General features: G+C 59.9%; 24 protein-coding genes and 1 other RNA gene. 9 read left to right on the top strand and 16 right to left on the bottom strand.

Annotated elements, in window-relative coordinates:
• Positions 1 to 31: 31 nt before the first annotated feature.
• Positions 32 to 352 (top strand): DUF2388 domain-containing protein, encoded by a 321-nt coding sequence (locus tag KGB06_RS17545; protein ID WP_223517839.1) that lies wholly within the window; start codon positions 32 to 34, stop codon positions 350 to 352.
• 152 nt (positions 353 to 504) lie between these two features.
• Here the strand turns inward: KGB06_RS17545 and gcvP are convergent, their stop codons facing one another.
• Positions 505 to 3,378: an aminomethyl-transferring glycine dehydrogenase gene (gcvP, locus tag KGB06_RS17540; protein ID WP_223517838.1), complete on the bottom strand. Its 2,874-nt coding sequence runs from the start codon at positions 3,376 to 3,378 to the stop codon at positions 505 to 507.
• 153 nt (positions 3,379 to 3,531) lie between these two features.
• On the opposite strand from gcvP, the gene KGB06_RS17535 reads away from it, so the two are divergent.
• Positions 3,532 to 4,671 carry a DegT/DnrJ/EryC1/StrS family aminotransferase gene (locus tag KGB06_RS17535; protein WP_223517837.1) on the top strand — a complete coding sequence of 380 codons (1,140 nt, stop codon included), beginning with the start codon at positions 3,532 to 3,534 and terminating at the stop codon, positions 4,669 to 4,671.
• Positions 4,672 to 4,757: 86 nt separating this feature from the next.
• On the opposite strand, the gene gcvH is transcribed toward KGB06_RS17535, so the two are convergent.
• The 9 genes from gcvH to KGB06_RS17490 all read right to left on the bottom strand — a co-directional run bounded on the left by gcvH (position 4,758) and on the right by KGB06_RS17490 (position 14,403).
• Positions 4,758 to 5,141 (bottom strand): glycine cleavage system protein GcvH, encoded by a 384-nt coding sequence (gcvH, locus tag KGB06_RS17530; RefSeq protein WP_223517836.1) that lies wholly within the window; start codon positions 5,139 to 5,141, stop codon positions 4,758 to 4,760.
• 50 nt (positions 5,142 to 5,191) lie between these two features.
• Positions 5,192 to 6,274 (bottom strand): glycine cleavage system aminomethyltransferase GcvT, encoded by a 1,083-nt coding sequence (gene gcvT / locus KGB06_RS17525; protein WP_223517835.1) that lies wholly within the window; start codon positions 6,272 to 6,274, stop codon positions 5,192 to 5,194.
• A 156-nt stretch (positions 6,275 to 6,430) separates the two neighbouring features.
• Positions 6,431 to 8,047, bottom strand: a complete 1,617-nt coding sequence (locus KGB06_RS17520) for an ABC transporter permease (RefSeq protein ID WP_223517834.1) — start codon at positions 8,045 to 8,047, stop codon at positions 6,431 to 6,433.
• A 279-nt stretch (positions 8,048 to 8,326) separates the two neighbouring features.
• The gene (locus KGB06_RS17515; protein ID WP_223517832.1) at positions 8,327 to 9,328 is read right to left on the bottom strand and encodes an extracellular solute-binding protein; all 1,002 of its coding nucleotides are present in this window, start codon (positions 9,326 to 9,328) and stop codon (positions 8,327 to 8,329) included.
• A 263-nt stretch (positions 9,329 to 9,591) separates the two neighbouring features.
• Entirely contained in the window at positions 9,592 to 10,809 is a 1,218-nt protein-coding gene (locus tag KGB06_RS17510) for a 2-octaprenyl-3-methyl-6-methoxy-1,4-benzoquinol hydroxylase (protein ID WP_223518200.1), read from the bottom strand.
• Between the two features lie 9 nt (positions 10,810 to 10,818).
• On the bottom strand, positions 10,819 to 11,304 hold the full coding sequence (locus KGB06_RS17505; RefSeq protein WP_223517830.1) for a DUF4442 domain-containing protein: 486 nt from the start codon (positions 11,302 to 11,304) through the stop codon (positions 10,819 to 10,821).
• A complete protein-coding gene (gene ubiH, locus KGB06_RS17500) occupies positions 11,297 to 12,484 on the bottom strand; it encodes a 2-octaprenyl-6-methoxyphenyl hydroxylase (protein WP_223517828.1) in 1,188 nt (395 codons plus the stop codon). Before ubiH ends, KGB06_RS17505 begins: the two co-directional genes overlap by 8 nt.
• The gene (gene pepP, locus KGB06_RS17495; RefSeq protein ID WP_223517827.1) at positions 12,481 to 13,815 is read right to left on the bottom strand and encodes a Xaa-Pro aminopeptidase; all 1,335 of its coding nucleotides are present in this window, start codon (positions 13,813 to 13,815) and stop codon (positions 12,481 to 12,483) included. The genes ubiH and pepP overlap by 4 nt, the downstream gene beginning before the upstream one ends.
• A gap of 27 nt (positions 13,816 to 13,842) precedes the next feature.
• Positions 13,843 to 14,403, bottom strand: coding sequence for a YecA family protein (locus tag KGB06_RS17490; protein ID WP_223517826.1), 561 nt, complete (start codon positions 14,401 to 14,403; stop codon positions 13,843 to 13,845).
• Positions 14,404 to 14,529: 126 nt separating this feature from the next.
• Here KGB06_RS17490 and KGB06_RS17485 point away from each other — a divergent pair, with 126 nt between their 5' ends.
• From KGB06_RS17485 to KGB06_RS17470, 4 genes are all read left to right on the top strand, one after another.
• Positions 14,530 to 14,739 (top strand): TIGR02449 family protein, encoded by a 210-nt coding sequence (locus tag KGB06_RS17485; RefSeq protein ID WP_223517825.1) that lies wholly within the window; start codon positions 14,530 to 14,532, stop codon positions 14,737 to 14,739.
• A complete protein-coding gene (locus KGB06_RS17480) occupies positions 14,736 to 15,053 on the top strand; it encodes a cell division protein ZapA (protein WP_007942435.1) in 318 nt (105 codons plus the stop codon). The genes KGB06_RS17485 and KGB06_RS17480 overlap by 4 nt, the downstream gene beginning before the upstream one ends.
• 30 nt (positions 15,054 to 15,083) lie before the next feature.
• Positions 15,084 to 15,262: non-coding RNA, 6S RNA (gene ssrS, locus KGB06_RS17475), on the top strand.
• An 86-nt stretch (positions 15,263 to 15,348) separates the two neighbouring features.
• Complete coding sequence (locus KGB06_RS17470; RefSeq protein ID WP_223517824.1) at positions 15,349 to 15,954, top strand: 5-formyltetrahydrofolate cyclo-ligase; 606 nt, start codon at positions 15,349 to 15,351, stop codon at positions 15,952 to 15,954.
• 35 nt (positions 15,955 to 15,989) lie between these two features.
• Here KGB06_RS17470 and KGB06_RS17465 read toward each other — a convergent pair whose 3' ends face one another.
• Positions 15,990 to 16,142 (bottom strand): hypothetical protein, encoded by a 153-nt coding sequence (locus KGB06_RS17465; protein ID WP_007942433.1) that lies wholly within the window; start codon positions 16,140 to 16,142, stop codon positions 15,990 to 15,992.
• A 200-nt stretch (positions 16,143 to 16,342) separates the two neighbouring features.
• Between KGB06_RS17465 and KGB06_RS17460 the strand changes: the two genes are divergently transcribed.
• The gene (locus KGB06_RS17460) at positions 16,343 to 16,792 is read left to right on the top strand and encodes an EVE domain-containing protein (RefSeq protein WP_223517823.1); all 450 of its coding nucleotides are present in this window, start codon (positions 16,343 to 16,345) and stop codon (positions 16,790 to 16,792) included.
• 9 nt (positions 16,793 to 16,801) lie between these two features.
• On the opposite strand, the gene KGB06_RS17455 is transcribed toward KGB06_RS17460, so the two are convergent.
• The gene (locus KGB06_RS17455) at positions 16,802 to 17,005 is read right to left on the bottom strand and encodes a hypothetical protein (RefSeq protein ID WP_223517822.1); all 204 of its coding nucleotides are present in this window, start codon (positions 17,003 to 17,005) and stop codon (positions 16,802 to 16,804) included.
• The gene (locus KGB06_RS17450) at positions 17,005 to 17,412 is read right to left on the bottom strand and encodes a flagellar basal body-associated protein FliL (RefSeq protein ID WP_223517821.1); all 408 of its coding nucleotides are present in this window, start codon (positions 17,410 to 17,412) and stop codon (positions 17,005 to 17,007) included. Before KGB06_RS17450 ends, KGB06_RS17455 begins: the two co-directional genes overlap by 1 nt.
• A gap of 150 nt (positions 17,413 to 17,562) precedes the next feature.
• On the opposite strand from KGB06_RS17450, the gene KGB06_RS17445 reads away from it, so the two are divergent.
• Positions 17,563 to 18,540 (top strand): NADPH:quinone oxidoreductase family protein, encoded by a 978-nt coding sequence (locus KGB06_RS17445; protein WP_223517819.1) that lies wholly within the window; start codon positions 17,563 to 17,565, stop codon positions 18,538 to 18,540.
• Positions 18,541 to 18,949: 409 nt separating this feature from the next.
• Positions 18,950 to 20,302 carry a glycerol-3-phosphate transporter gene (glpT, locus tag KGB06_RS17440; protein ID WP_223517817.1) on the top strand — a complete coding sequence of 451 codons (1,353 nt, stop codon included), beginning with the start codon at positions 18,950 to 18,952 and terminating at the stop codon, positions 20,300 to 20,302.
• Here glpT and KGB06_RS17435 read toward each other — a convergent pair.
• From KGB06_RS17435 to ubiD, 3 genes are all read right to left on the bottom strand, one after another.
• A complete protein-coding gene (locus KGB06_RS17435) occupies positions 20,275 to 20,946 on the bottom strand; it encodes a gamma-glutamylcyclotransferase (protein ID WP_223517809.1) in 672 nt (223 codons plus the stop codon). The genes glpT and KGB06_RS17435 overlap by 28 nt on opposite strands.
• A gap of 234 nt (positions 20,947 to 21,180) precedes the next feature.
• Positions 21,181 to 22,149 carry a CDP-6-deoxy-delta-3,4-glucoseen reductase gene (locus KGB06_RS17430; RefSeq protein ID WP_223517804.1) on the bottom strand — a complete coding sequence of 323 codons (969 nt, stop codon included), beginning with the start codon at positions 22,147 to 22,149 and terminating at the stop codon, positions 21,181 to 21,183.
• Positions 22,149 to 23,615, bottom strand: coding sequence for a 4-hydroxy-3-polyprenylbenzoate decarboxylase (gene ubiD, locus KGB06_RS17425; protein WP_223517803.1), 1,467 nt, complete (start codon positions 23,613 to 23,615; stop codon positions 22,149 to 22,151). The genes KGB06_RS17430 and ubiD overlap by 1 nt, the downstream gene beginning before the upstream one ends.
• Positions 23,616 to 23,856 lie beyond the last annotated feature (241 nt).

Here is a 23,856-nt window from a genome sequence, read left to right as displayed (position 1 = left end):
CGCCGCAGTTAACCCAGTGGAGTCACCCATCATGCGTTTCAAACTTGCTGTCGCCACCGTCGCGCTGCTGTCTCTTCCAGTCGGTAGCGCGATGGCCGATGATAGCTTTTGGCAAAATGTCCTCACCTCCGGTGCAACCACCGCCTCGACCTACCTGACGTCCAAGGACAACAAAATGGTCGTCGCCGCCCAGGACGATGCCAGCAGCTTTGTTGCCAGTGACGGCGGCATTCGCGGCCCTTACCTGGAAGCGGCAATGCAGAAAGTCCGCGCCGACAACCCAGGCTTGCAGGCCACGGACATGGAACTGGCGAATGCGATTCTGGCGAAGAATGCCGTTGCTTCGGAGTAAGTTCGCAGATGCCAAAATGCCGCTCAACTGAGCGGCATTTTTATGCCCAACACAAATCCCCTGTAGGAGCACGGCTTGCCGGCGATGGCGTCCTTAAGATCGCCATCGCCGGCAAGCCGTGCTCCTACAGGGGTTAGGTGTGCGGCGAGATTTCAGCGGTAATCATCCACTGGAACGCAGGCGCAAAACAGGTTTCTATCGCCGTAGACGTTATCAACCCGGTTCACCACCGGCCAGTATTTGTGCAGTTTGGTATGCGCATCCGGCGTCACCGCCTGCTCCATGCTGTATGGCCGCTCCCATACCCCGGTGATGTCCGCCAATGTGTGTGGCGAACGCTTCAGCGGGTTGTCCTCGGCCGGCCAATTGCCGTTTTCCACCTCACTGATTTCCGCCCGGATACTCAGCATCGCCCCGATAAACCGATCCAGCTCTGCCTTCGACTCACTTTCAGTCGGCTCAACCATCAAGGTCCCCGGTACGGGAAACGACATGGTCGGCGCGTGGAAACCATAATCCATCAGGCGCTTGGCAACGTCTTCTTCGCTGATGCCGGTCAGCACTTTCAGCGGTCGCAAATCCAGGATGCACTCGTGAGCCACCCGCTCGTTGCGCCCGGTGTAGAGCACCGGGAACGCCCCGGATAAATGCTGCGCCAGGTAATTTGCAGCGAGGATCGCCACTTCGCTGGCGTCAGCCAGTTGCGGCCCCATCATCGCGATGTACATCCAGCTGATCGGCAGAATGCTCGCGCTACCCCAAGGCGCTGCGCTCACTGCGCCGTTCTGCGGCAAAGGTCCGTCGATGGGCACCACCGGGTGATTGGCCACGAACGGCGCCAGGTGCGCCCGCACACCAATCGGCCCCATGCCCGGCCCGCCGCCGCCATGGGGAATGCAGAACGTTTTGTGCAGGTTCATGTGCGACACGTCGGCGCCAATGTCCGCCGGGCGTGCCAGGCCGACCTGGGCGTTGAGGTTGGCGCCATCCATGTACACCTGACCGCCGTGGCTGTGGATGACTTCACAGATCTCGCTGATGCCTTCCTCGTATACGCCGTGGGTCGACGGATACGTCGCCATCAGGCAGGCGAGTTTGTCCCCCGCCTCCGAGGCTTTTTGCTTGAGGTCATCCAGATCGACGTTGCCGGCGTCGTCGCACTCGACAATGACCACGCGCATCCCGGCCATTTGCGCCGATGCCGGGTTGGTGCCGTGGGCCGAGGACGGAATCAGGCAAATGTCCCTCGCCCCTTGATGACGGCTCTCGTGGTATTTGCGGATCGCCAGCAACCCGGCGTATTCGCCCTGAGCGCCGGAGTTGGGTTGCATGCAAATCGCATCGAAACCGGTGATCGCGCAGAGCCAGCGTTCAAGTTCTTCGATCATCAGCGAATAACCCATGGCCTGATCCTTCGGCACAAACGGGTGCAGGTTGGCGAACTGCGGCCAGGTGATGGGGATCATCTCGCTGGTAGCATTGAGCTTCATGGTGCAGGAGCCCAGCGGGATCATTGACTGGTTGAGGGCAAGGTCCTTGTTCTCCAGTTGCTTGAGGTAGCGCAGCATTTCGGTTTCGCTGTGGTGCGCATTGAACACGGGGTGGCGCAGATAAGGCGAGGTGCGCAGCAGCCCGTCAGGAATGCCGGACTCCAGCTTTTCGGCGTCCAGTTCGTCGACACTCAGGCCATGATTGGCACCGAGGAACACATCGAACAACTTCGCGACGGTGGTTTCGTCCGAGGTTTCGTCGAGGCTCAACCCCAACTGCCCTCGCCCCAAAATCCGTAAATTGATCTGCGCCGCTTGAGCGCTTTCGATGATCGCGGTCTGGGTGCCTCCGACCTCCAGGGTCAGGGTGTCGAAATAGTGTTTGTTGAGGCGGCTGACGCCACGACGCTCAAGGCCGGCGGCGAGGATGCAGGTCAAGCGGTGCACGCGTTGGGCAATTCGCTTGAGCCCTTCGGGACCGTGGTAGACCGCGTAGAAACTGGCGATGTTGGCCAGCAGCACTTGAGCGGTGCAAATGTTCGAGTTGGCTTTCTCCCGCCGGATATGTTGCTCGCGGGTTTGCAGGGCCATGCGCAAGGCAACATTGCCGCGAGCATCCTTGGACACGCCGATGATCCGCCCCGGAATCGCTCGTTTGTACTCATCGCGACTGGCAAAAAACGCCGCGTGCGGTCCGCCGTAGCCCATGGGCACGCCGAAACGTTGGGATGAGCCGAAGACCACATCGGCACCCAACTCCCCCGGCGGCGTCAGCAACAACAGGCTCAGCAAGTCCGTGGCGACACACGCCAGGGCTTGCTGCGCGTGCAGGTGATCGATCAACGGCCGAAGATCACAGATCTCTCCGTGGGTGTCGGGGTATTGCAGCAGGGCACCGAACACCTTGTGTTGTTTCAAGTTATCCACTGAGTCGATGACCAGCTCGAACCCGAACCCTTCGGCCCGGGTCTGCACTACGGAAATGGTCTGCGGATGACAATGCTCGTCGACGAAGAACAGATTGCTTTTGGACTTGGCGACACGCTTGGCCAGCGCCATGGCTTCCGCCGCTGCCGTGGCCTCATCCAGCAGTGAGGCGTTGGCCAGTTCCAGGCCGGTGAGGTCGATGGTCAGTTGCTGGAAGTTCAGCAGCGTTTCGAGCCGCCCTTGGGCAATCTCTGGCTGATAAGGCGTGTACGCGGTGTACCAACCGGGATTCTCGAGCACGTTGCGCACAATCACGGTCGGCGTGAGGGTGCCGTGGTAGCCCATGCCGATCAGGCTGGTCCAGACCTGGTTTTGCTCGGCGTAACCGCGCAGTTTGGCCAGCGCGGCTTCTTCGTCGAGGGCGGGCGGCAGATCGAGCGGCCTGTTCAGGCGGATTCCCGGCGGCACCGTCTGCTCGATCAGTTCAACCCGGCTGCCGAGGCCGAGACTGTCGAGCATCGCCTGCTGCTCGGCGGCATCAGGCCCGAGATGGCGGCGCAGGAAGGCATTGGGATCGCGTAACTGACTCAAGGACGGCAACTGGGACATGACGGGCTCTCTCTTGTCTGGCGCTCAGCGTCGATGCAACACGGTCAAACCAGCATAGCAGTCGATATCCAAGCGGATGGCTTGGCGCCGACGTCCATTGCGGACATCATGCTCGGCATCTGCCTAATGTCCGCTGATCAGGTGCCTGTATTTATGAGCCAACTGCCTTTCCTGCCGTTCTCCAAACCCACCATCGATGAAGCGACAATTGCCGCGGTCGGCGACGTGTTGCGCTCGGGCTGGATTACCAGCGGCCCCAAGGTTCAGGCCTTTGAGCAACAACTCTCGGCGTATTTTGGCGGACGCCCGGTGCTCACCTTCAATTCCGGCACCTGCACCATGGAAATCGCCTTGCGCGTTGCCGGGGTCGGGCCGGGCGATGAAGTGATCACCACGCCGATTTCCTGGGTGGCCACGGCCAACGTCATTCTGGAAGTCGGCGCCACCCCGGTGTTTGCCGACATTGACCCGATCACCCGCAACATCGACCTGGCACAACTCGAAGCCGCCATCACCCCGCGCACCAAAGCCATCCTGCCGGTGTTTCTCGCCGGGCTGCCGGTGGACATGACGCGTCTGTACGCGCTGGCGAAGAATTACGACCTGCGGGTGCTGGAGGATGCAGCCCAGGCGCTGGGCTCCAGCTGGAATGGTCAGCGCATTGGCTCGACCGGGGATTTCGTGTCTTTCAGTTTCCAGGCGAACAAAAACGTCACCTCGTCAGAGGGCGGCTGCCTGGTGCTAAACAATGCCGAAGAGGTGCGACTGGCGCAGAAGTACCGTTTACAGGGTGTGACCCGCAGCGGCTTCGATGGTCTGGATGTCGATGTGCTGGGCGGCAAGTTCAACATGACCGACGTCGCGGCAGCCATTGGTCTTGGGCAGTTTGCTCACATCGAAGCGATCACTGCTCATCGCCGTGAACTGGCCAGGCACTATTTCGCGTGTTTTGGTGAGGATTTCGAATCGTTGTACGGGGCTCAACTGCCCCCGGCGGATTTCGAGAACAGCAACTGGCATTTGTTCCAACTGGTGTTGCCGGAGCGCAGGGATGGCCAGCCGGCACGGGCTGCCTTCATGGAGCAGATGCAGGCATTGGGCGTCGGTATCGGCTATCACTACCCGCCGATTCACTTGCTGAGCCTTTACCGCGAGCGCGGTTTCAAGGAAGGCATGTTCCCGGTCGCCGAGCGGGTCGGCCGCCTGATTGTCTCGTTGCCGATGTTCACGGCCATGAGCAAAGCGGATGTCGAGCGTTCGGTCGCGGCGGTCAAGGCCGTTCTAAAGCCTTGAATCGTGCCTTGTAGGAGCACGGCTTGCCTGCGATGGCGCTTTCGAGGACGCCATCGCTGGCAAGCCATGCTCCTACAAGAGCAACGTTATTCGCCGATGGCGGCTTTATAGCCTGCCGCATCGAGCAGCTTTTCCAGTTCAGCCGTGTTGCTTGGCTTGAGCTTGAAGATCCACGCGCCGTACGGGTCAGTGTTGAGCAATTCCGGGGTAGTGCTCAACTCTTCGTTGATCGCAATCACTTCACCGGCAACCGGGGAGTAGATATCGGAGGCGGCTTTAACCGACTCCACTACACCGGCTTGATCTTCGGCAGCAAACACGTTGCCAACTTCAGTCAGCTCCACGAACACCACATCACCCAGCGCTTCCTGCGCGTGATCGCTAATGCCCACGGTGACGGTGCCGTCGGCTTCCAGGCGGGCCCATTCGTGACTTTCGGCAAAACGCAGGTCGGCAGGAATATCGCTCATGTTCTGTGTCCTCAAGAAAAATGTCAGCGGTTTTAGTCCGCCAAAAAAGGTTAGATCAAGGTTTTGCCGTGGCGTACGAAGGTCGGCTTGACCACTCGGACCGGGTACCACTTGCCACGGATTTCCACTTCTGCGCGGTCGGCAGTTGCCATCGGCACGCGCGCCAGTGCTATCGACTTGCTTAGCGTAGGAGAGAAACTACCACTGGTGATCTCCCCTTCGCCAACATTGGCGATACGGACCACTTGATGAGCGCGCAAAACCCCTCGCTCCTCAAGGACCAGCCCCACCAGTTTGTGCTGCACGCCACCGGCCCGTTCGGCTTCCAGGGCCGTACGCCCGATGAACTGGCGAGTGTCCGGCTCCCAGGCAATGCTCCAGGCCATATTAGAGGCCAGCGGCGATACATCTTGATGGATGTCCTGGCCGTACAGGTTCATGCCGGCTTCGACGCGCAGAGTATCGCGCGCCCCGAGGCCGATCGGCGAGATGCCCGCGCCCACCAGATCGTTGAAGAATCCTGGCGCTTGATTGGCCGGCAGCACGATTTCCAGGCCATCTTCGCCGGTGTAACCCGTGCGCGCGATGAACCAGTCACCATCGGCCTGGCCTTCGAAGGGCTTGAGCATCTGGATCAGGTTGCCGCGGGACTGGGTCACCAGTTCGGAGACTTTGTGCCGGGCCTGAGGACCTTGAATGGCCAGCATCGCCAATTCGGAGCGCTCGTTGAGCCGCACCTTGAAACCATCGAGGTGAGCCTGCATCCAGGCCAGGTCCTGATTACGGGTGGAGGCGTTGACCACCAGCCGATAACCTTCGTCGAGACGGTAGACGATCATGTCGTCGACGATGCCGCCGCGCTCGTTGAGCATGGTGCTGTACAAGGCACGGCCAGGGCTGTGCAGACGTTCGACGTCATTGGCCAGCAAATGCTGGAGCCAGGCCTTGGCCTGAGGGCCGCTGACATCGATCACGGTCATGTGGGATACATCGAAAACCCCGCAATCGCGGCGCACCTGATGGTGTTCCTCGACCTGCGAGCCGTAATGCAGAGGCATATCCCAACCGCCAAAATCGACCATCTTCGCGCCAAGGGCGAGATGAAGGTCATACAGAGGCGTACGCTGTCCCATGGGTTTCTCCTTCCGGGCGTGGCGAGGGTGCGGACAGGTGCTGCACGGGGTGAAAACCTTGAAGTAGAAGGCTCCCAGCCGATTTCAGCCACCGGGTCTGTCAGACGGACCGCACCGAATGCCGCGCATTGTAGCCGCAAGGTGTAGGACTGGCACCTAGCTGTTTCGATGTGCCGATCGTCGAATCAATCCGATGACCGGCAACAGCCCGACCAACACCAGGGTCAGTGCCGGCAAAGACGCCCTCGCCCACTCACCTTCACTGGTCATTTCAAAAATCCGAACAGCCAGCGTGTCCCAGCCAAACGGGCGCATCAGCAGGGTCGCGGGCATTTCCTTGAGCACATCGACAAACACCAGCAATGCGGCGCTCAACGTACCCGGCAACAACAATGGCAGATACACCTTGAAAAAAAGCCGTGGCCCACTGACGCCAAGGCTACGTGCTGCTTCGGGCAAAGATGGCCGTATACGCGCCAGGCTGCTTTCCAGTGGCCCATAAGCCACCGCGATAAACCGCACCAGATAGGCCAGCAACAACGCCGACAGACTGCCCAGCAGCAAGGGTTTGCCGGCGCCACCGAGCCAGCCGGACAACGGGATGACCAGCTCGCGATCCAGGTAACTGAACGCCAACATGATCGAGACCGCCAACACCGATCCCGGTAAAGCGTAGCCGAGATTCGCCAGGCCAATACCGGAGCGGATCGCTCGGGTGGGTGCCAGGCGTCGGGCAAAGGCCAGCACCAAAGCAACGCTGACTGTAATCAATGCCGCCATGCCGCCCAGGTACAAGGTATGAAGGATCAGCCCGGTGTAACGTTCGTCCAGATCGAAACGCCCACGCTGCCAGAACCACACCACCAGTTGCAGCACCGGGATGACGAACGCACAGGCGAACACCAGGCCGCACCAGCTCATCGCCGCCAGCGCCTTGACCCCGCGCAGGTGATACAGCGCCTTGACCCGCGGCCGCTCGTTGCTCGCGCGGTTGGCCCCGCGCGCACGACGCTCGCCGTACAGCACCACCATCACCACCAACAGCAACAGGCTGGCCAGTTGTGCTGCCGTGGAAAGGCTGAAAAAACCGTACCAGGTTTTGTAGATGGCGGTGGTGAACGTGTCGAAGTTGAACACCGACACCGCACCGAAATCGGCCAGGGTTTCCATCAATGCCAACGCCACCCCCGCGCCGATGGCCGGGCGAGCCATTGGCAACGCCACTCGCCAGAACGCCTGCCACGGGGACTGACCGAGAACCCGAGCCGCTTCCATCAGGCCTTTGCCCTGAGCGAGGAACGCGGTGCGGGCCAGGAGATACACGTAGGGATAGAAAACCAGCACCAGCACGAGGATGACACCGCCAGTGGAGCGCACGCGCGGTAGCCTCAGGCCGCTGCCAAACCATTCGCGCATCAGGGTTTGCACGGGGCCGGCGAAATCCAGCAAACCGACGAAGACAAACGCCAGCACGTAGGCCGGAATCGCAAACGGCAGCATCAACGCCCAGTCCAGCCAGCGCCGACCAGGAAACTCACAGAGGCTGGTGAGCCAGGCAAGACTGACGCCCAGCAGGGAAACGCCGATGCCGACGCCGAGTATCAGGGTCAGCGTATTGCCCAAAAGACGCGGCATCTGGGTGTCCCAGAGGTGGGACCAGATCTGTTGATCGATGGTTTGCCATGACAGCAGTAAAACACTGAGGGGCAACAAGACCAGCGCAGCGATGGCGAAGACCAGGGGATACCAGCGGCGTTGGGCGGGGTGTGCCAAGGAGGTTCTCTAGAAAATGTTGGGCCACTGGCCGAGAAGCGAGCGATCTTACTTGTGGCGAGGGGGCTTGCCCTAATGCCGATCAGTTAAGGCGTTGAACGCCGCAATCCTTGTGGGAGCGAGCCTGCTCGCGATGACGGTGGCACAGTCAACACTTGCGTTGCCTGACAATCCGCCATCGCGAGCAGGCTCGCTCCCACAGGTTTTGCGCCTTAACTGATCGGCATTAGGGCTTGCCCCCTCGCCACAGGTAAGTCACTCACCACCATTACAGTGGTGTCAGTTCCAGCCAGCGCGATCCATCATGCGGATCGCTTCAGCCTGACGCTTGCCCGCCACTTCCACCGGCAAGGTATCGGCCACGAACTTGCCCCAGGCCGCGACTTCTTCCGAAGGCGCTACCACCGGGTTGGCCGGGAATTCCTGATTCACATCGGCGAAGATCTTCTGCGCTTCAGGGGTGGTCATCCATTCCACCAGCGCCTTGGCCGCTTCCGGGTGAGGAGCGTGTTTGGTCAGGCCAATACCCGACAGGTTGACGTGCACACCGCGATCAGCCTGGTTCGGCCAGAACAGCTTCACGCCCAGGTCGGGCTTTTGCTTGTGCAGGCGACCGTAGTAGTACGTGTTGACGATGCCCACATCGCATTGACCCGCATTGATCGCTTCCAGTACCGCGACGTCATCCGAGAACACGTCGGTGGACAGGTTGCTCACCCAGCCCTTGAGGATCTTCTCGGTTTTTTCGGCACCGTGGGTTTCGATCATGGTGGCGGTCAGGGACTGGTTGTAGACCTTCTTCGCCGTGCGCAGGCACAGGCGCCCTTCCCAGTTCTTGTCGGCCAACGCTTCATAAGTGGTCAGCTCGCCCGGCTTCACTCGATTCGTGGAATAAGCGATGGTCCGCGCCCGCAGGCTCAGGCCGGTCCAGGCATGGGAGGACGCTCGGTATTGCAGCGGAATGTTGGCGTCGATCACCGGGGAGGTGAACGGCTGCAGGATGCCCATTTGCTCGGCTTGCCAAAGGTTACCGGCGTCAACGGTCAGCAGCAGGTCGGCGGTGGCGTTCTCGCCCTCGGCCTTGATCCGCTGCATCAACGGCGCTTCCTTGTCGGTGATGAACTTCACCTTCACTCCGGTTTTGGCGGTGTAGGCGTCGAAGACCGGTTTGATCAGCTCGTCGATACGCGAGGAGTAAACCACCACCTCGTCAGCGGCCTGGGCGGCGGTGCTGCCAATCAGGGTCAGGGCGAGTGCGGTCAGTAGACGCTTCGGCAACATGGGAGCGATCTCTCGATTGAAAAAGTGAGGGCAAATGATAAGGAATCACATTTAGCATCTCAATCGATCAGTTTGCGGAGGAGTTACCAGATGTTGCACTGCTTGGATTGTGTGGTGAATGTTCCGGCCTCATCGCGAGCAGGCTCGCTCCCACAGTGGTTCTGTGACAGACATCTACTTTGTGTCCACTGGAGATCAATTGTGGGAGCGAGCCGGCTCCGGGCGGCGTTCCGACGAAGGGGCCATGAGCCGCAACGAAAATGTCAGGCCTTGGCCAGCGCCGGCAAATCACCAGTCAACCCCAGCGCCTCACGCACAAACAACGCCTTGGCCTCAGGCATCTGCTCAACCAACTTCAACCCGGCATTACGCAACCAGCGCACTGGCAGCGGATCAGCCTGAAACAACCGCTCAAACCCTTCCATCGCCGCCATCAGCGCCAGATTGTGGGGCATGCGCCGCCGTTCGTAACGGCTCAGCACCTTCACATCCGCCAACTGTTCGCCACGAGCCAACGCTTGCAGCAGCACTTCCGCCAGCACTGCGGCGTCAAGGAAGCCAAGGTTCACACCCTGCCCGGCCAGCGGGTGAATGGTGTGTGCCGCGTCGCCGATCAGCGCCAGGCCTTCGGCCACATAGCGCTTGGCGTGACGCTGACGAAGCGGCACGCACAGACGCGGGTCGGCACTGAGCACGGTACCGAGTCGGCCTTCAAAAGCGCGTTCCAGCTCGCGGCAGAAGCCGTCGTCGTCCAGCGCCATCAGGCGTTCGGCTTCACTCGGCGTCGTTGACCAGACGATCGAACACCAATCCTGCTGACCATCGCGCTCCAGCGGCAAAAACGCCAATGGACCGTTGTCCGTGAAGCGCTGCCAGGCCGTCATTTGATGCGCTTTGGAGCTGCGTACGCTGGTGACAATCGCGTGGTGCATATAGTCCCACTCGCGCGTAGCCATGCCGGTCAGACGCCGAACGGCCGAGTTGGCGCCGTCCGCCGCAATCACCAACGGTGCGCGCAACGTACGGCCGTCGGCCAGGGTCAGCAGCCAGTCATCGCCCGAGCGGCGCATCTGTTCCAGACGCGCATTGGCCAACATTCCCAAGTCGCAGTCGTGCAGACGGTCGAGCAAAGCATCTTGAACCACACGGTTCTCGACAATGTGCCCAAGCACCTCGGCATGCACGCTGGCAGCCGAGAAATGGATCTGCCCGGTGCCACTGCCATCCCAGACGTGCATGTCGGTGTAAGGACTGCTGCGTCGCTTGGTGATGCCGTCCCACACGCCCAGGCGTTCGAGAATCCGCTGGCTGGCTGCCGACAAGGCGCTCACCCGCGGTTCGAACGGCGCCTGGCCATCGAAGGGTTTGACGCTCAGGGGGCTGCCGTCCAGCAACAGAACCTCCAGCCCACTGTCCTGCAACGCCAGCGCCAAGGCGCTGCCGACCATTCCGGCCCCGACAATCAGCAGATCTGCGCGCATGTCCATGCTTTAAGCCTGTCTCGCTTGCGGCTTGAGCCGCACGTAAAGGGTTTTTTCGACCCGCGCCACCAAGGTGCCGGCGCCGTCGTGGATATCGACCTGCAACTGCGGCAGGTATTTTTCGCCATCGGCCGTTTGCCGACGGATCTCGTCGAGCAAGGTCTCATCGATCCGAAAATTGGCGAACACCGGGCCTTTGCCCGGCGAAATGAAATCGATGTCAGCGGTTTTGTCCCAGACGATGTATTGGCGTCCGAGGTTTTCCATCAGCATCAGCATGTAGAACGGATCGACCATCGAATACAGGCTGCCGCCAAACTGGGTGCCTACGTAATTGCGGTTGTACCAGCTCAGGCCCATGGTCACCGTGACGTCCCGAAAGTCATCGCTGATGTGCCGCACCCGGACTCCGGCGCCCAGGTACGGCGGGTAAAAGGACATGAACCATCGCATCAACCGCGCTTTGCCGAATGTGTTCGTTAGCCACTTAAGCATCGGGACGGGTACCCAATCCCATGGCCTGCCGGGCGAACCAGCGCTTGGCCGGCGGCAACAGATCGAGACCCAGCAAGCCGAGGTTGCGCCCCAGCGACACCAGCGGCTGGGTGCTGCCGAACAAACGGGTGACCTGATCGGAGAAGCCTACCGTCAGGTTCTGATCCAGACGTTGGCGCTCGCGGTACGCCTGCAAGGTTGCGAAGTCGCCGGGCGATGTCTCGCTCGCCAAAAGCGCATCGGCCAAGGCCTGGGCATCGCGCAGCGACAGGTTGAAGCCCTGGCCGGCAATCGGGTGCAGGCTGTGAGCCGCGTTGCCGAGAATCGCCAGATGCGGACGCACCTGCTCTTCGGCTTCGATCAGCGTCAGCGGGTAAAGATGCCGCGCGCCGACCTGTTTGAGGGTGCCGAGGCGATAACCAAACACACCCTGCAACTCACTGAGGAAGCTCTTTTCATCGAGCGCCGCCAGCCGTTGCGCGTCCATGCCCAGACGGGTCCAGACCAGCGCGCAGCGGTTTTCCGGCAGCGGCAACAGCGCCATCGGGCCATCGTCAGTGAACCGCTCAAAGGCCATGCCGTTGTGCGCTTCGCTCGGGGTGATGTTGGCAATCAGCGCGCTCTGGTTGTACGGACGCTTCTTGATGCCGATCCCCAGTTGCTCGCGCAGGCCTGAACGGCCGCCATCGGCAAGCACTGCAAGATCGCATTCCAGGGTGGTTTCGTCATTGAGGGTCAGGCGGTAGCCATCGGTCAGCGGCTCCATGCGCGTGACTTCCGCCGGGCAACGCCAAGCGACCACGTCCTTGTCCAGACCTTGCCAGAGGCATTGGCCGAGCCAGGCGTTTTCCACCACGTAACCCAGCGCCGGAACGCCTTCTTCCATCGCCGATAAACGTGCGGTGGAAAAACGTCCACGGTCGGAGACATGAATCTGCTTGATCGGCTCGGCGCGGCGGGAGATTTCCTGCCACACGCCCAACCGTTGGTAAATCTGTTTGGCGCCATAGGACAGCGCCGAAGAGCGGGCGTCGTAGCTCGGCTGATAGGTATCGCCGGGGGCGAAGGGCTCGATGAGGACGATCTTCCAGCCGCGCGCCTTGGCCCCGGCCTGCAACGCCAACGCGAGACTGGCGCCGACCAGGCCGCCACCGATGATCGCCAGATTGACCCGGCTCATGCTGCTTGTGTCCGCGCTTGCGCCATCAGGGCCTCGATGTCGGCGACCGTTTTCGGCACGCCTTTGGTCAAAATTTCACAACCGCTCTTGGTCACCACCACGTCGTCCTCGATGCGCACGCCGATGCCGCGCCATTTCTTCGCCACGTTCTGGTTGTTCGGGGAAATGTAGATCCCCGGCTCCACCGTCAGCGCCATGCCGACCTCCAGCACCCGCCATTCGCCGCCGACCTTGTACTCGCCGACGTCATGCACATCCATCCCCAGCCAGTGGCCGGCGCGGTGCATGTAAAACGCCTTGTAGGCTTCGCTGGCGATCAATTCGTCGACGTCACCCTGCAACAAGCCGAGCGTCACCAGCCCGGTGGTAATCACCCGGACCGTGGCTTCGTGCGCCTGATTCCAGTGTTTGTTCGGGGCGATTTCGGCGAAGGCGGCTTCTTGCGAGGCCAGCACCAACTCATAGATCGCTTTCTGTTCCGGTGAATACTTGCCGTTGACCGGCCAGGTACGGGTGATGTCGCTGGCGTAGCAATCGATCTCGCAACCGGCGTCGATCAGCACCAGATCGCCGTCCTTGAGCACCGCGTCATTCTGCTGGTAATGCAGGATGCAGCTGTTGCGCCCGGCGGCGACGATTGAACCGTAGGCCGGCATTTTCGCGCCGCCCTTACGGAACTCGTAATCGAGCTCGGCTTCGAGGCTGAACTCGTGCAGCCCGACCCGGCTGGCTTGCATCGCGCGGATGTGCGCCTGGGCGGAAATCCGTGCGGCTTCGCGCATGACCTTCACTTCTGCCGCCGATTTATACAGGCGCATGTCGTGAAGCAGGTGATCCAGGGCAACAAATTCGTTTGGCGGCTGGGCGCCGAGGTGCGCCTTAGAGCGGATCACGTTGATCCAGTCCATCAGGTGCCGGTCAAATTCGGGGTTGCTGCCCATGGCCGAATACACCCGGTCGCGCCCTTCAATCAGGCCCGGCAGGATGTCGTCGATGTCAGTGATGGGAAAGGCGTCGTCGGCACCGAAGTCGCGAATCGCGCCTTCCTGGCCGGCGCGCAAACCGTCCCACAACTCTCGCTCGGCGTTGCGCTCACGGCAAAACAGGATGTATTCGCCATGCACGCGCCCCGGCATCAACACGAGAACCGCCTGAGGCTCGGGGAAACCGCTGAGGTACTGAAAATCGCTGTCTTGACGATAGACGTGCTCGACGTCGCGGTTGCGGATGGCAACCGCGGCGGCGGGCAGGATCGCGATGCTGTTGGGTTCCATCTGCGCCATCAAGGCCTTGCGGCGACGGCTGTATTCCGATTTCGGGATATGAATCATGGGCAGATGGCTTTTCCTGGCACGCGATTAATGCAAAGACGGTTTGGCGGCTGGTGGCACGTCCGCTTTTTTGGTTTCGGAGAACAGCAGCAGCGGAGCGACGCGCAGGTACTCCATGACTTCCATGTAATCGCTTTCGCCGTCTTCGGACTCTTCCAGGGCATCTTGCACCTGAGAAATCGCCGCCAGGTCCTGCAACACTTCGGTGGCCTCGGTGCTGAGCATGCTGCTGTCCCGGCAGTTCAAACCGAAACCGCTGAGGAAGCCCTGGCACCATTGGCCCAGTGCGACGGCACGCTCAGCCAGCGGTGCGTCGTCGGTCGGCAGCAGCAGAACGACGGTCACGTCGTCGCCAGTGAGCTCGCCCTTGACCATCGCCTGCAAGCCGATCAAGGCGTTGCGGACGTTGTCCTGCGGTTCGTTTTCGAGCAACTCGGCGGCATCGACCAGCCAGCCTTCGGCATCGAAGCCGGCACCGGCGCAACTGCGGCCGAGCAACAGGCCATGCAGTTCAGCAGGTGAGACGTTATGACCGCTGGAAGTCAGCAGGGTGGCGAAGGCTTGGTACGGGGAATTCTGAATGGTCATGGGCAGCTAGGCGCCAGACGGCGCTATGTCTAGAATGAAGGCCTTGTATCCTACATCGACAGACTCGCCAAGACTATTAAAGGCTGTCCGCCAGTTACCACCCATCAGACTCTCTATGTGGACACTATGGACGACACCGACCTGCAAGCGCTGATGGCCAGACTCGAACTGCTGATTAGTCGAGTCGAGCAACTAAAGAGTCAAAACGGACTCTTACTAGCTCAGGAAAAGACCTGGCGCGAGGAACGCGCACACCTCATTGAAAAAAACGAAATCGCCCGGCGTAAGGTCGAATCGATGATTTCGCGCCTCAAGGCCCTGGAGCAAGACTCATGAGTTCAAGCAATAGCGTCACCGTGCAGATCCTCGACAAAGAATATTCGATCATTTGCCCCCAGGAAGAACGCAGCAACCTGGTGAGCGCCGCCCGCTACCTGGACGGCAAAATGCGCGAAATCCGCAGCAGCGGCAAAGTCATCGGCGCCGACCGCATTGCAGTAATGGCCGCGCTGAACATCACGCACGACCTGCTGCACAAGGAAGAAAGGCCGGACGTACAAGCCAGCGGCTCGACTCGCGAACAGGTTCGCGACCTGCTGGACCGCGTCGATCTGGTGCTCGCGACCGATCCGGACGTCACCAAGGGCTGATTCGTCGAACCGCTTGGGTTATACTCGCAACACTCCCTGGGGTGCTTGCCAGTTGACCACGTCCCTGAGCCGATTCGCACTACCCTGGAGGCTGCACGTTGGGCTGGTGTGCATGTCCGCTAGACGGAAAGCCTTAAAGCCTACTGCATCTTCCACCTTGAACTTTCGGGTTCAAGGGCTAAGTCAGCAGCGGTTCATCCGGGGAGCCTGATTCCAGTCCGATGCCGGTTTAATTACCGGCATCGGCTTTTTTACGGGTACGCTTTACGTATTCGTCCTGTTGAAGCCTGAATCCATGACCGAACTTGCGCTGCTTCCCCGCCCGCTACTTCGACGCATGCTGCGTAAGGCCCGCCGCGCACTGACCCCCAGTCAGCAGCGCCAGGCTGCTCGCGGGCTGTACAAGCAATTGGCTCAACAACCGTTGTTTCGCCGCGCCAAACACATTTCCCTGTACCTGCCGACCGACGGTGAAATCGACCCGCGCGTACTGCTGCGCGCCGCTCAACGCCGGGGCAAGGCGACGTATTTGCCGGTGCTCAGTGCCTGGCCGCGAACCAAAATGGTATTCCAGCGAATTCGCCCGGGCGAAAAACTCCAACCCAACCGTTTCCGTATTCTCGAACCCCGAGCCAACCTTGCCCGACAACGCAAGGTTTGGACACTGGATCTCGTGCTGTTGCCATTGGTGGGATTTGACGATGTCGGCGGGCGGCTCGGAATGGGCGGAGGGTTCTATGACCGAAGCCTGGCCTATCTGGCGCGCCGCAAAACCTGGCGCAAGCCGACGCTGTTGGGGCTAGCCCATGAATGTCAGAAAGTCGAACGATTGGCTCAAGCGAGCTGGGATGTGCCGTTGCAAGGAACGGTAACAGACAAGGCGTGGTATTTCGCAGACTAGACGCCACTGCCATCAGCGGCGTCCAAAAGACAGGTTTAGCGCTTGAAGGCCGACGGCTGTTGTTGCTGAGCGATTTCGATCGGCGCGTCAGTCTTGTTGTTCCACAGGCTTTGGGCATAACCGGTGGTTACGACGCCGAGGCCGAACAAAATAACCAAAATCCATAGTAAATCCGGTTTGCGTTTCATCGATTGCCCCCCAAAGGCACATCAACACGATGACAGCAGCGGTTCCGTTGTAGGTGTAGGCCGTGCAGCAGCGTCAAGCTAAGAAGGCCGGCATTTTGCGACAACGTGATCTGACACGCAAACGCTGGCGTCAACCGACTGTCGGTTTGTCATAAAATGACCTGACAACCTCTCCACTCATCTCGCAAGGAGCAAAATCCATGGCCTATTGGCTGATGAAATCCGAGCCCGACGAACTCTCGATCAAAGGCCTGGAGAAACTTGGCCGAGCGCGCTGGGATGGGGTTCGCAACTATCAGGCACGTAACTTTTTGCGGGCCATGGCGGTTGGTGACGAGTTTTTCTTTTATCACTCCAGCTGCCCGGAGCCGGGAATTGCCGGGATCGGCAAGATTGTCGAAGCCGCGTACCCGGACCCGACGGCGCTGGAGCCTGAGAGTCATTACTTCGACCCGAAGGCCACTGCCGAGAAAAATGCCTGGAGCGCGATCGATGTGGCGCATGTCGAGACGTTTTTCAGGGTGCTGAAGCTGGATTATCTGAAGCAACAGACCGCGTTGGCGGAGATGCCGTTGGTGCAGAAAGGTTCGAGATTGTCGGTGATGCCGGTTACTGCTGAGCAGTGGGCGGCGGTTATAGCACTGCGCTGAAATGTTTTTTTAATGGCCGTTACTTGCTGAGGCGCTTTTGTAGGAGCACGGCTTGCCGGCGATGGCGTCCTTGAGATTGCGCCTTTTGTAGGAGTACGGCTTGCCGGCGATTGCGTCCTTGAGATCGCGCCTTTTGTAGGAGCACGGCTTGCCGGCGATGGCGTCCTTGAGATTGCTATCGCTGGCAAGCCATGCTCCTACAGGATCCAGCATTACTGGATGATCAGGTTGTTAAACAACAAATCCTCAATCACCGGTTTGCCGGTTTCGTCGTTCATTACCTGCTGAGTCTGCTTCAGGGCTTCCTGCCGCAGTTTTTCCTTGGCCTCAACGTTGCTCATCGTCTCGGTCGTCTGCTGAGCAAACAACGCCACCAGCTGATTGCGGATCAGCGGCTCGTTGGCCTTCACCGCTTTGGTGGCATCCTCACCGGTCACGCGCAAGGCCACATCAGCCTTGTACACCTTGAGCTTGGGCGTACCGTCCAGCCCATAGTTGCCCACGAACGGCGGGCTGAGGGTGATGTAATTGACCTTCGGAGCTTCACCTTCTTTAGCTTCTTCGGCCATCGCTGCCACAGGCAGAGACAGGGCCAGCAACAACATGATCCACGCTTTCACAATTCGCTCCTTATCCGGTTTGCGGCCAAGCATAACGACCCGCCGCTCAAGCACAAGCTTATGGCTGACTATCAGGGTCGGGCATGCTCGTTGACCCATCGACTCACACACTTACACTTATCGGCCATCACTCCCAAAGGAATAGCCCTGATGAAAGCCGTGCTGTGCAAAGCCTTCGGCCCTGCCGAATCGCTGGTACTGGAAGACGTCGCCAGTCCTGTCGCCAAGAAGAATGAAATCCTGCTGGACGTGCACGCCGCCGGGGTCAATTTCCCGGACACGCTGATCATCGAGGGCAAATACCAGTTCAAGCCACCCTTTCCGTTCTCTCCGGGCGGTGAAGCGGCTGGCGTGGTTAGTGCGGTGGGCGAAAAGGTCAGCCACCTCAAGGTCGGTGATCGAGTCATGGCGCTGACCGGCTGGGGCAGCTTCGCCGAACAGGTTGCCGTGCCGGGCTACAACGTACTGCCGATCCCACCGTCGATGGACTTCAACACCGCCGCCGCTTTCAGCATGACCTACGGCACTTCCATGCATGCCCTCAAGCAACGCGCCAATCTGCAACCCGGCGAAACCCTGCTGGTGCTCGGTGCTTCCGGCGGTGTGGGCCTGGCCGCCGTGGAAATCGGCAAAGCCATGGGCGCCCGCGTGATCGCCGCCGCCAGCAGTGCCGAAAAACTTGCGGTGGCCAAGGCTGCCGGCGCCGATGAACTGATCAACTACAGCGAAACCAACCTCAAGGACGAGATCAAACGCCTGACCGACGGCCAAGGCGCCGACGTGATCTACGACCCGGTCGGCGGCGACCTGTTTGACCAGGCCGTGCGCGCCATCGCCTGGAACGGCCGCTTGTTGGTGGTTGGCTTCGCCAGTGGACGCATTCCGGAATTTCCAGTGAACCTGGCGCTGCTCAAAGGTGCCGCTGTGGTCGGCGTGTTCTGGGGTGCCTTTGCCCAACGCCAGCCTCAAGACAACGCGGCGAACTTCCAGCAGTTGTTTGGCTGGTTTGCCGAGGGCAAGTTGAAGCCGTTGGTGTCGCAGGTGTATCCGCTGAGCAATGCCGCGCAGGCGATCAATGATCTTGGCCAGCGCAAGGCGGTCGGGAAAGTGGTGGTTCAGGTTCGCTGAGCCTGAAAATGCGGTCTGGGTTGTCCAGACCGCGTTTTTATTGGCCGAGACTAAAACAACTTCCGAACATCCTCCCTCCGGCAATGCCCCCTCCCCTCGCCACTGAAATGCCGGACCTGGCCCCGCACAAAGGTCAAGGCTCGGCCCCCAAAACAGGACGCCACAACCTCCCATACCAACGCAGGACATTTCCCAAAGCTATGTCCTACTCCGGAGCGCAATGCGTCTTTAAGGGCCGCGAAGGACGTTTCCCACACCGCCCTTCACTTATGCCTGTACGACATGTTCATAAAGGAACACACGATCGCCCACATTTCCGCTTTTTGGCCAATACGAACCAGTGCTATTTTCGGTAACGAAACTGTAACATTCGCATCCGCAGTCAAAACAAGAAATCTGGAGCTCTTGAATGTTTGCTTTCTTTCGCCCTGCCGCACATCAGGCTCCATTGCCTGAAGAAAAAATAGACGACACGTACAAACGCCTTCGCTGGCAGATCTTCGCCGGGATTTTCATTGGGTATGCGGGTTATTACCTGCTGCGCAAGAACTTCACCCTGGCGTTCCCGGACCTGATTGCCCAAGGCTACACAAAGGGTCAGCTGGGCGTGGCCATGTCGGCGATTGCGATCGCCTATGGCCTGTCCAAGTTTCTGATGGGCATCGTGTCCGACCGCTCCAACCCGCGTTACTTTCTGCCTTTTGGCCTGGTGGTATCCGCCGGAGTCATGTTCGTGTTCGGTTTCGCACCTTGGGCGACGTCCAGCGTGACCATGATGTTCATCCTGTTGTTCATCAACGGCTGGGCGCAAGGCATGGGCTGGCCGCCGAGCGGGCGGACCATGGTGCATTGGTGGTCGCAGAAAGAACGCGGTCAGGTGGTGTCGGTGTGGAACACCGCGCATAACGTGGGCGGTGGCTTGATCGGCCCGTTGGCGATTCTTGGCATGGGCTGGTTCAACGACTGGCACAGCAAGTTCTATGTACCTGCCGCCGTGGCGCTGCTGGTCGCCGTGTTTGCCTTCATTGTGATGCGCGATACACCGCAATCGACGGGCCTGCCGCCCATCGAGAAGTACAAGAACGATTACCCGGAAGGCTACGACGCCAGCCACGAAGAAGAATTCAGCGCCAAGGACATCTTCGTCAAATACGTGCTGCGCAACAAAATGCTCTGGTTCATCGCGCTGGCCAACGTCTTCGTCTACCTGCTGCGCTACGGCATTCTGGATTGGGCGCCGACCTACCTCAAAGAGGTCAAACACTTCGACTTCGACAAGACGTCGTGGGCTTACTTCCTGTACGAGTGGGCAGGCATTCCCGGCACACTGCTGTGCGGCTGGATGTCGGACAAGATCTTTCGCGGCAACCGTGGCCTGACCGGCATGGTGTTCATGGCGCTGGTGACCGTCGCGACAATCGTCTACTGGCTGAATCCGCCGGGCAACCCGATGGTCGACATGATTTCACTGTTCGCGATCGGCTTCCTGATCTATGGCCCGGTGATGCTGGTCGGCTTGCAAGCACTGGAACTGGTGCCGAAGAAAGCCGCCGGCACAGCGGCTGGCTTTACCGGCCTGTTCGGTTATCTGGGTGGCTCAGTCGCGGCCAGTGCCCTGATGGGTTACACCGTGGACTACTTCGGCTGGGATGGCGGTTTCATCCTGTTAGTCGCCGCTTGTTTGCTGGCGATGGCCTTCCTGGCACCCACGCTGGGACACAAGCAAACCGCCAGTCAGACCCGCGAAGCAGCGATCGCCTGATCGGACTTTGACTTGCAGCGTTTGAGCCGCGCCTCCAGATTTCGGTCTGGCATGGCGTGGCTACGCAGGGCATGCGCCGTCTGCTCCACATAATCGCGAGTGGTGCCATACCGCCCGCAAGCGCTTTCGAACACTTGGCTCAGCACATGATCCGGCAAGTTGCCGGCATAGCTGGGCAGGTGCCGCTCCAATACAAATCCCAATGCCTGAACCTGGTTTCCGTCTTCGAGACGGCAGTTGAGCCAGTGCGGGCGATAGGAGGGGACGGGCATTTCGCGCTGCCACAGCGCGTAAAGCGAGGCTTCCAGTTGTTCTTCGGGCAAGCGATAAGCGAAGCCACTGCAAGAGCCGCCACGATCCAGACCGAACACCAGGCCAGGCATTTCCGGTGTGCCGCGATGCTCGTGAGACCACAGGTACAAACCGCGATGGTAACCATGCACCCGACCGCGAACGCGCTCTACCGCCGTGCACTCTGGACGCCAGATCAATGAACCGTAAGCGAACAACCAGACAGGCCCGCCCTTGTGGCGCGCCATGGTCGACTGCATCGAGCCGAGCAACTGCTCGTGCGTAAGCTGCGGCCCCAAGTCGAGCCGCGGAGGGTAAGCCAGATTCAAAAAAGCCGATTCAATGGCGCTCATGGCGAATAGCGTTCAGCTCCCCGCGTGTAATGAATTACTTAATAGAACGCACCGCTGTAACAATAAGGCACATAAGTTTTAAGGCAATTTAGGTGCCATGGCACAGTTATTAAATTATTGCCCTAACGAGATATAACCTACCGGCATTTATATAAATCTATAAATACCGATCGGCTATATGTGGAGTTATATCGGATAAGACTGCGGATCAAGATCGAGGATCAAAATCGCGGATCAAGATCGCGGCGCGTACGCAAACACATCCGCACGCATCTGATGAGCATCCATTCCGGCTTCAACCAGCGCATCCAGCGTGCCGTAGACCATGGCCGGTGAGCCGCTGGCATAGACATGCAAGGATTTCAGGTCCGGAAAATCCTCGCACACCGCTTCATGCAGCATCCCACAGCGCCCTCCCCAACCACACTGATCACTCACGACTTTGTGCAGGAACAAATTGGGCAGCTTCAACCATTCATCCCAATGTTCAATCTGGTAGAAGTCTTCAGGACGGCGCACGCCCCAGTACAGGTGAACCGGATACTTGAAGCCCGTGGCGCGGCAGTGTTCGATCAGGCTGTGGATCTGGCCCATGCCGGTGCCCGCGGCGATCAACACCAGCGGGCCGTCCGGCAATTCCGCCAGATGCGTATCGCCAAATGGCAGTTCGACTCGCACCATCGGATTGCGCTGAAGCTGGTTGATCAGATTCAACGCACTGCTTTCGCGCGCCAATACATGAATTTCCAGATCACGCCCACCATGGGGTGCGGACGCCAGGGAAAACGCGGATTTTTCGCCGCTTTCACGCTCGATCATCAGGTACTGGCCCGCGTGATAACGCGGTGGTTTACCGGCCGGCGCGCGCAGACGCACACGCCAGGTGTCGCCGCCGACGTCCCTGCATTCAATGACCTGACACGACACGCTACGCACCGGCAGTTCTCCCAGCGCGAGCACGCCATCCCACAGCACGATGCAGTCTTCCAGCGGCTCTGCTATGCAAGTGTAGAACTCGCCATGGTCGCGCACATTACCGGCTTGTTCGACCCGCCCTTCCACCAGCAACGCCGCGCACACGTGGCAATTGCCGTTACGGCAGCTTTGCGGGCATTCATAGCCCAGGCGCCGCGCACCATCGAGAATCCGCTCGCCGGGCAGAATATCCAGCACTGCTCCGGAGGGCTGCAAGGTTACACGCATCAATCTATTCCTAACTGATTCCAGATGGCATCGATCCGTTGGGTCACGGCGTCGTCCTTGACGATCACCCGGCCCCACTCGCGAGTGGTTTCGCCCGGCCATTTATGCGTGGCATCGAGCCCCATTTTCGACCCCAGGCCTGAGACCGGCGAGGCGAAGTCGAGGTAGTCGATCGGCGTGTTGTCGATCATCACCGTGTCGCGCTTGGGGTCCATGCGCGTGGTGATGGCCCAGATCACGTCGTTCCAGTCCCGCGCGTTGATGTCGTCATCAGTGACGATAACGAACTTGGTGTACATGAACTGTCGCAAAAACGACCAGACACCGAGCATTACCCGCTTGGCATGCCCCGGATACGACTTCTTCATGGTCACGATGGCCATGCGGTAAGAACAGCCTTCCGGCGGCAGGTAGAAGTCGGTGATTTCCGGGAACTGCTTCTGCAGGATCGGTACGAACACTTCGTTCAGCGCCACGCCGAGAATCGCCGGCTCATCCGGTGGACGGCCGGTGTAGGTGCTGTGGTAGATCGGCTTGATCCGGTGGGTGATGCGTTCGACGGTGAACACCGGGAAGCTGTCGACTTCGTTGTAGTAACCGGTGTGGTCGCCATACGGACCTTCATCGGCCATCTCACCCGGATGGATCACGCCTTCAAGGATGATCTCGGCAGTGGCCGGGACTTGCAGGTCATTGCCACGGCACTTCACCAGCTCGGTGCGATTACCGCGCAGCAGACCGGCAAACGCGTATTCGGAAAGACTGTCCGGTACCGGCGTTACGGCACCGAGGATGGTCGCCGGGTCAGCGCCCAACGCCACGGACACCGGGAATGGCTGGCCAGGATGCTTCTCGCACCACTCGCGATAATCCAGTGCACCGCCACGGTGGCTCAACCAACGCATGATGACTTTGTTGCGGCCAATCACTTGCTGACGATAGATGCCGAGGTTCTGGCGGTCCTTGTTCGGACCTTTGGTGACGGTCAGACCCCAGGTGATCAGCGGACCGACATCGCCCGGCCAGCAGGTTTGCACGGGGAGCATCGCCAGATCGACGTCGTCGCCTTCGATGACCACTTCCTGGCACACCGCGTCTTTGACGACTTTCGGCGCCATGGCGATGATCTTGCGGAAGATCGGCAACTTCGACCAGGCGTCTTTCAAGCCCTTCGGAGGCTCGGGCTCTTTGAGGAAGGCCAGCAGCTTGCCGATCTCGCGCAGCTCACTGACCGCCTCGGCGCCCATGCCTAGCGCCACGCGCTCAGGGGTGCCGAACAGATTGCCGAGCACCGGGATGTCATAACCCGTGGGCTTTTCGAAAAGCAGCGCCGGACCTTTGGCACGCAGGGTGCGGTCGCAGACCTCGGTCATTTCGAGCACTGGGGACACCGGAACCTGGATGCGCTTGAGTTCGCCGCGCTTTTCCAGGCCGCTGATAAAGTCGCGCAAGTCGCGATACTGCATGCGTGAGCCTCGTATTGGCCGTGCCGTTCGGGGGTGGCAGTTTAGCGCCGAACCCCTCTATTCAGAACCATGAACTGCGGATTGATCAAAAATCAGATAGCAAAAAGCCGGGTTTCCCCGGCTCTAGTGCCCTGTATGGCTGTCTCTGTTAGTCAACTTCGGCGCCGCAAGCTCATATCCTGCGTTGCTGCTCCTCGCCATAGCTAGCTATGACTCGTCGCAGCGCCTTGGCTATGAGCTT

It is taken from the genome of Pseudomonas sp. GL-B-19 (assembly GCF_019956415.1).
Taxonomy (GTDB): Bacteria; Pseudomonadota; Gammaproteobacteria; order Pseudomonadales; family Pseudomonadaceae; genus Aquipseudomonas.
This window is presented reverse-complemented; position numbering and strand designations above follow the sequence as displayed.

What these genes read in the sequence shown, in the direction of transcription:
- KGB06_RS17545 (WP_223517839.1), top strand. Translation starts at nt 32, where the DNA reads ATGCGTTTCAAACTTGCTGTCGCCACCGTCGCGCTGCTGTCTCTTCCA.
- gcvP (WP_223517838.1), bottom strand. Translation starts at nt 3,378, where the DNA reads ATGTCCCAGTTGCCGTCCTTGAGTCAGTTACGCGATCCCAATGCCTTC.
- KGB06_RS17535 (WP_223517837.1), top strand. Translation starts at nt 3,532, where the DNA reads ATGAGCCAACTGCCTTTCCTGCCGTTCTCCAAACCCACCATCGATGAA.
- gcvH (WP_223517836.1), bottom strand. Translation starts at nt 5,141, where the DNA reads ATGAGCGATATTCCTGCCGACCTGCGTTTTGCCGAAAGTCACGAATGG.
- gcvT (WP_223517835.1), bottom strand. Translation starts at nt 6,274, where the DNA reads ATGGGACAGCGTACGCCTCTGTATGACCTTCATCTCGCCCTTGGCGCG.
- KGB06_RS17515 (WP_223517832.1), bottom strand. Translation starts at nt 9,328, where the DNA reads ATGTTGCCGAAGCGTCTACTGACCGCACTCGCCCTGACCCTGATTGGC.
- KGB06_RS17510 (WP_223518200.1), bottom strand. Translation starts at nt 10,809, where the DNA reads ATGCGCGCAGATCTGCTGATTGTCGGGGCCGGAATGGTCGGCAGCGCC.
- KGB06_RS17505 (WP_223517830.1), bottom strand. Translation starts at nt 11,304, where the DNA reads ATGCTTAAGTGGCTAACGAACACATTCGGCAAAGCGCGGTTGATGCGA.
- ubiH (WP_223517828.1), bottom strand. Translation starts at nt 12,484, where the DNA reads ATGAGCCGGGTCAATCTGGCGATCATCGGTGGCGGCCTGGTCGGCGCC.
- pepP (WP_223517827.1), bottom strand. Translation starts at nt 13,815, where the DNA reads ATGATTCATATCCCGAAATCGGAATACAGCCGTCGCCGCAAGGCCTTG.
- KGB06_RS17490 (WP_223517826.1), bottom strand. Translation starts at nt 14,403, where the DNA reads ATGACCATTCAGAATTCCCCGTACCAAGCCTTCGCCACCCTGCTGACT.
- KGB06_RS17485 (WP_223517825.1), top strand. Translation starts at nt 14,530, where the DNA reads ATGGACGACACCGACCTGCAAGCGCTGATGGCCAGACTCGAACTGCTG.
- KGB06_RS17480 (WP_007942435.1), top strand. Translation starts at nt 14,736, where the DNA reads ATGAGTTCAAGCAATAGCGTCACCGTGCAGATCCTCGACAAAGAATAT.
- KGB06_RS17470 (WP_223517824.1), top strand. Translation starts at nt 15,349, where the DNA reads ATGACCGAACTTGCGCTGCTTCCCCGCCCGCTACTTCGACGCATGCTG.
- KGB06_RS17465 (WP_007942433.1), bottom strand. Translation starts at nt 16,142, where the DNA reads ATGAAACGCAAACCGGATTTACTATGGATTTTGGTTATTTTGTTCGGC.
- KGB06_RS17460 (WP_223517823.1), top strand. Translation starts at nt 16,343, where the DNA reads ATGGCCTATTGGCTGATGAAATCCGAGCCCGACGAACTCTCGATCAAA.
- KGB06_RS17455 (WP_223517822.1), bottom strand. Translation starts at nt 17,005, where the DNA reads ATGCTGGATCCTGTAGGAGCATGGCTTGCCAGCGATAGCAATCTCAAG.
- KGB06_RS17445 (WP_223517819.1), top strand. Translation starts at nt 17,563, where the DNA reads ATGAAAGCCGTGCTGTGCAAAGCCTTCGGCCCTGCCGAATCGCTGGTA.
- glpT (WP_223517817.1), top strand. Translation starts at nt 18,950, where the DNA reads ATGTTTGCTTTCTTTCGCCCTGCCGCACATCAGGCTCCATTGCCTGAA.
- KGB06_RS17435 (WP_223517809.1), bottom strand. Translation starts at nt 20,946, where the DNA reads ATGAGCGCCATTGAATCGGCTTTTTTGAATCTGGCTTACCCTCCGCGG.
- KGB06_RS17430 (WP_223517804.1), bottom strand. Translation starts at nt 22,149, where the DNA reads ATGCGTGTAACCTTGCAGCCCTCCGGAGCAGTGCTGGATATTCTGCCC.
- ubiD (WP_223517803.1), bottom strand. Translation starts at nt 23,615, where the DNA reads ATGCAGTATCGCGACTTGCGCGACTTTATCAGCGGCCTGGAAAAGCGC.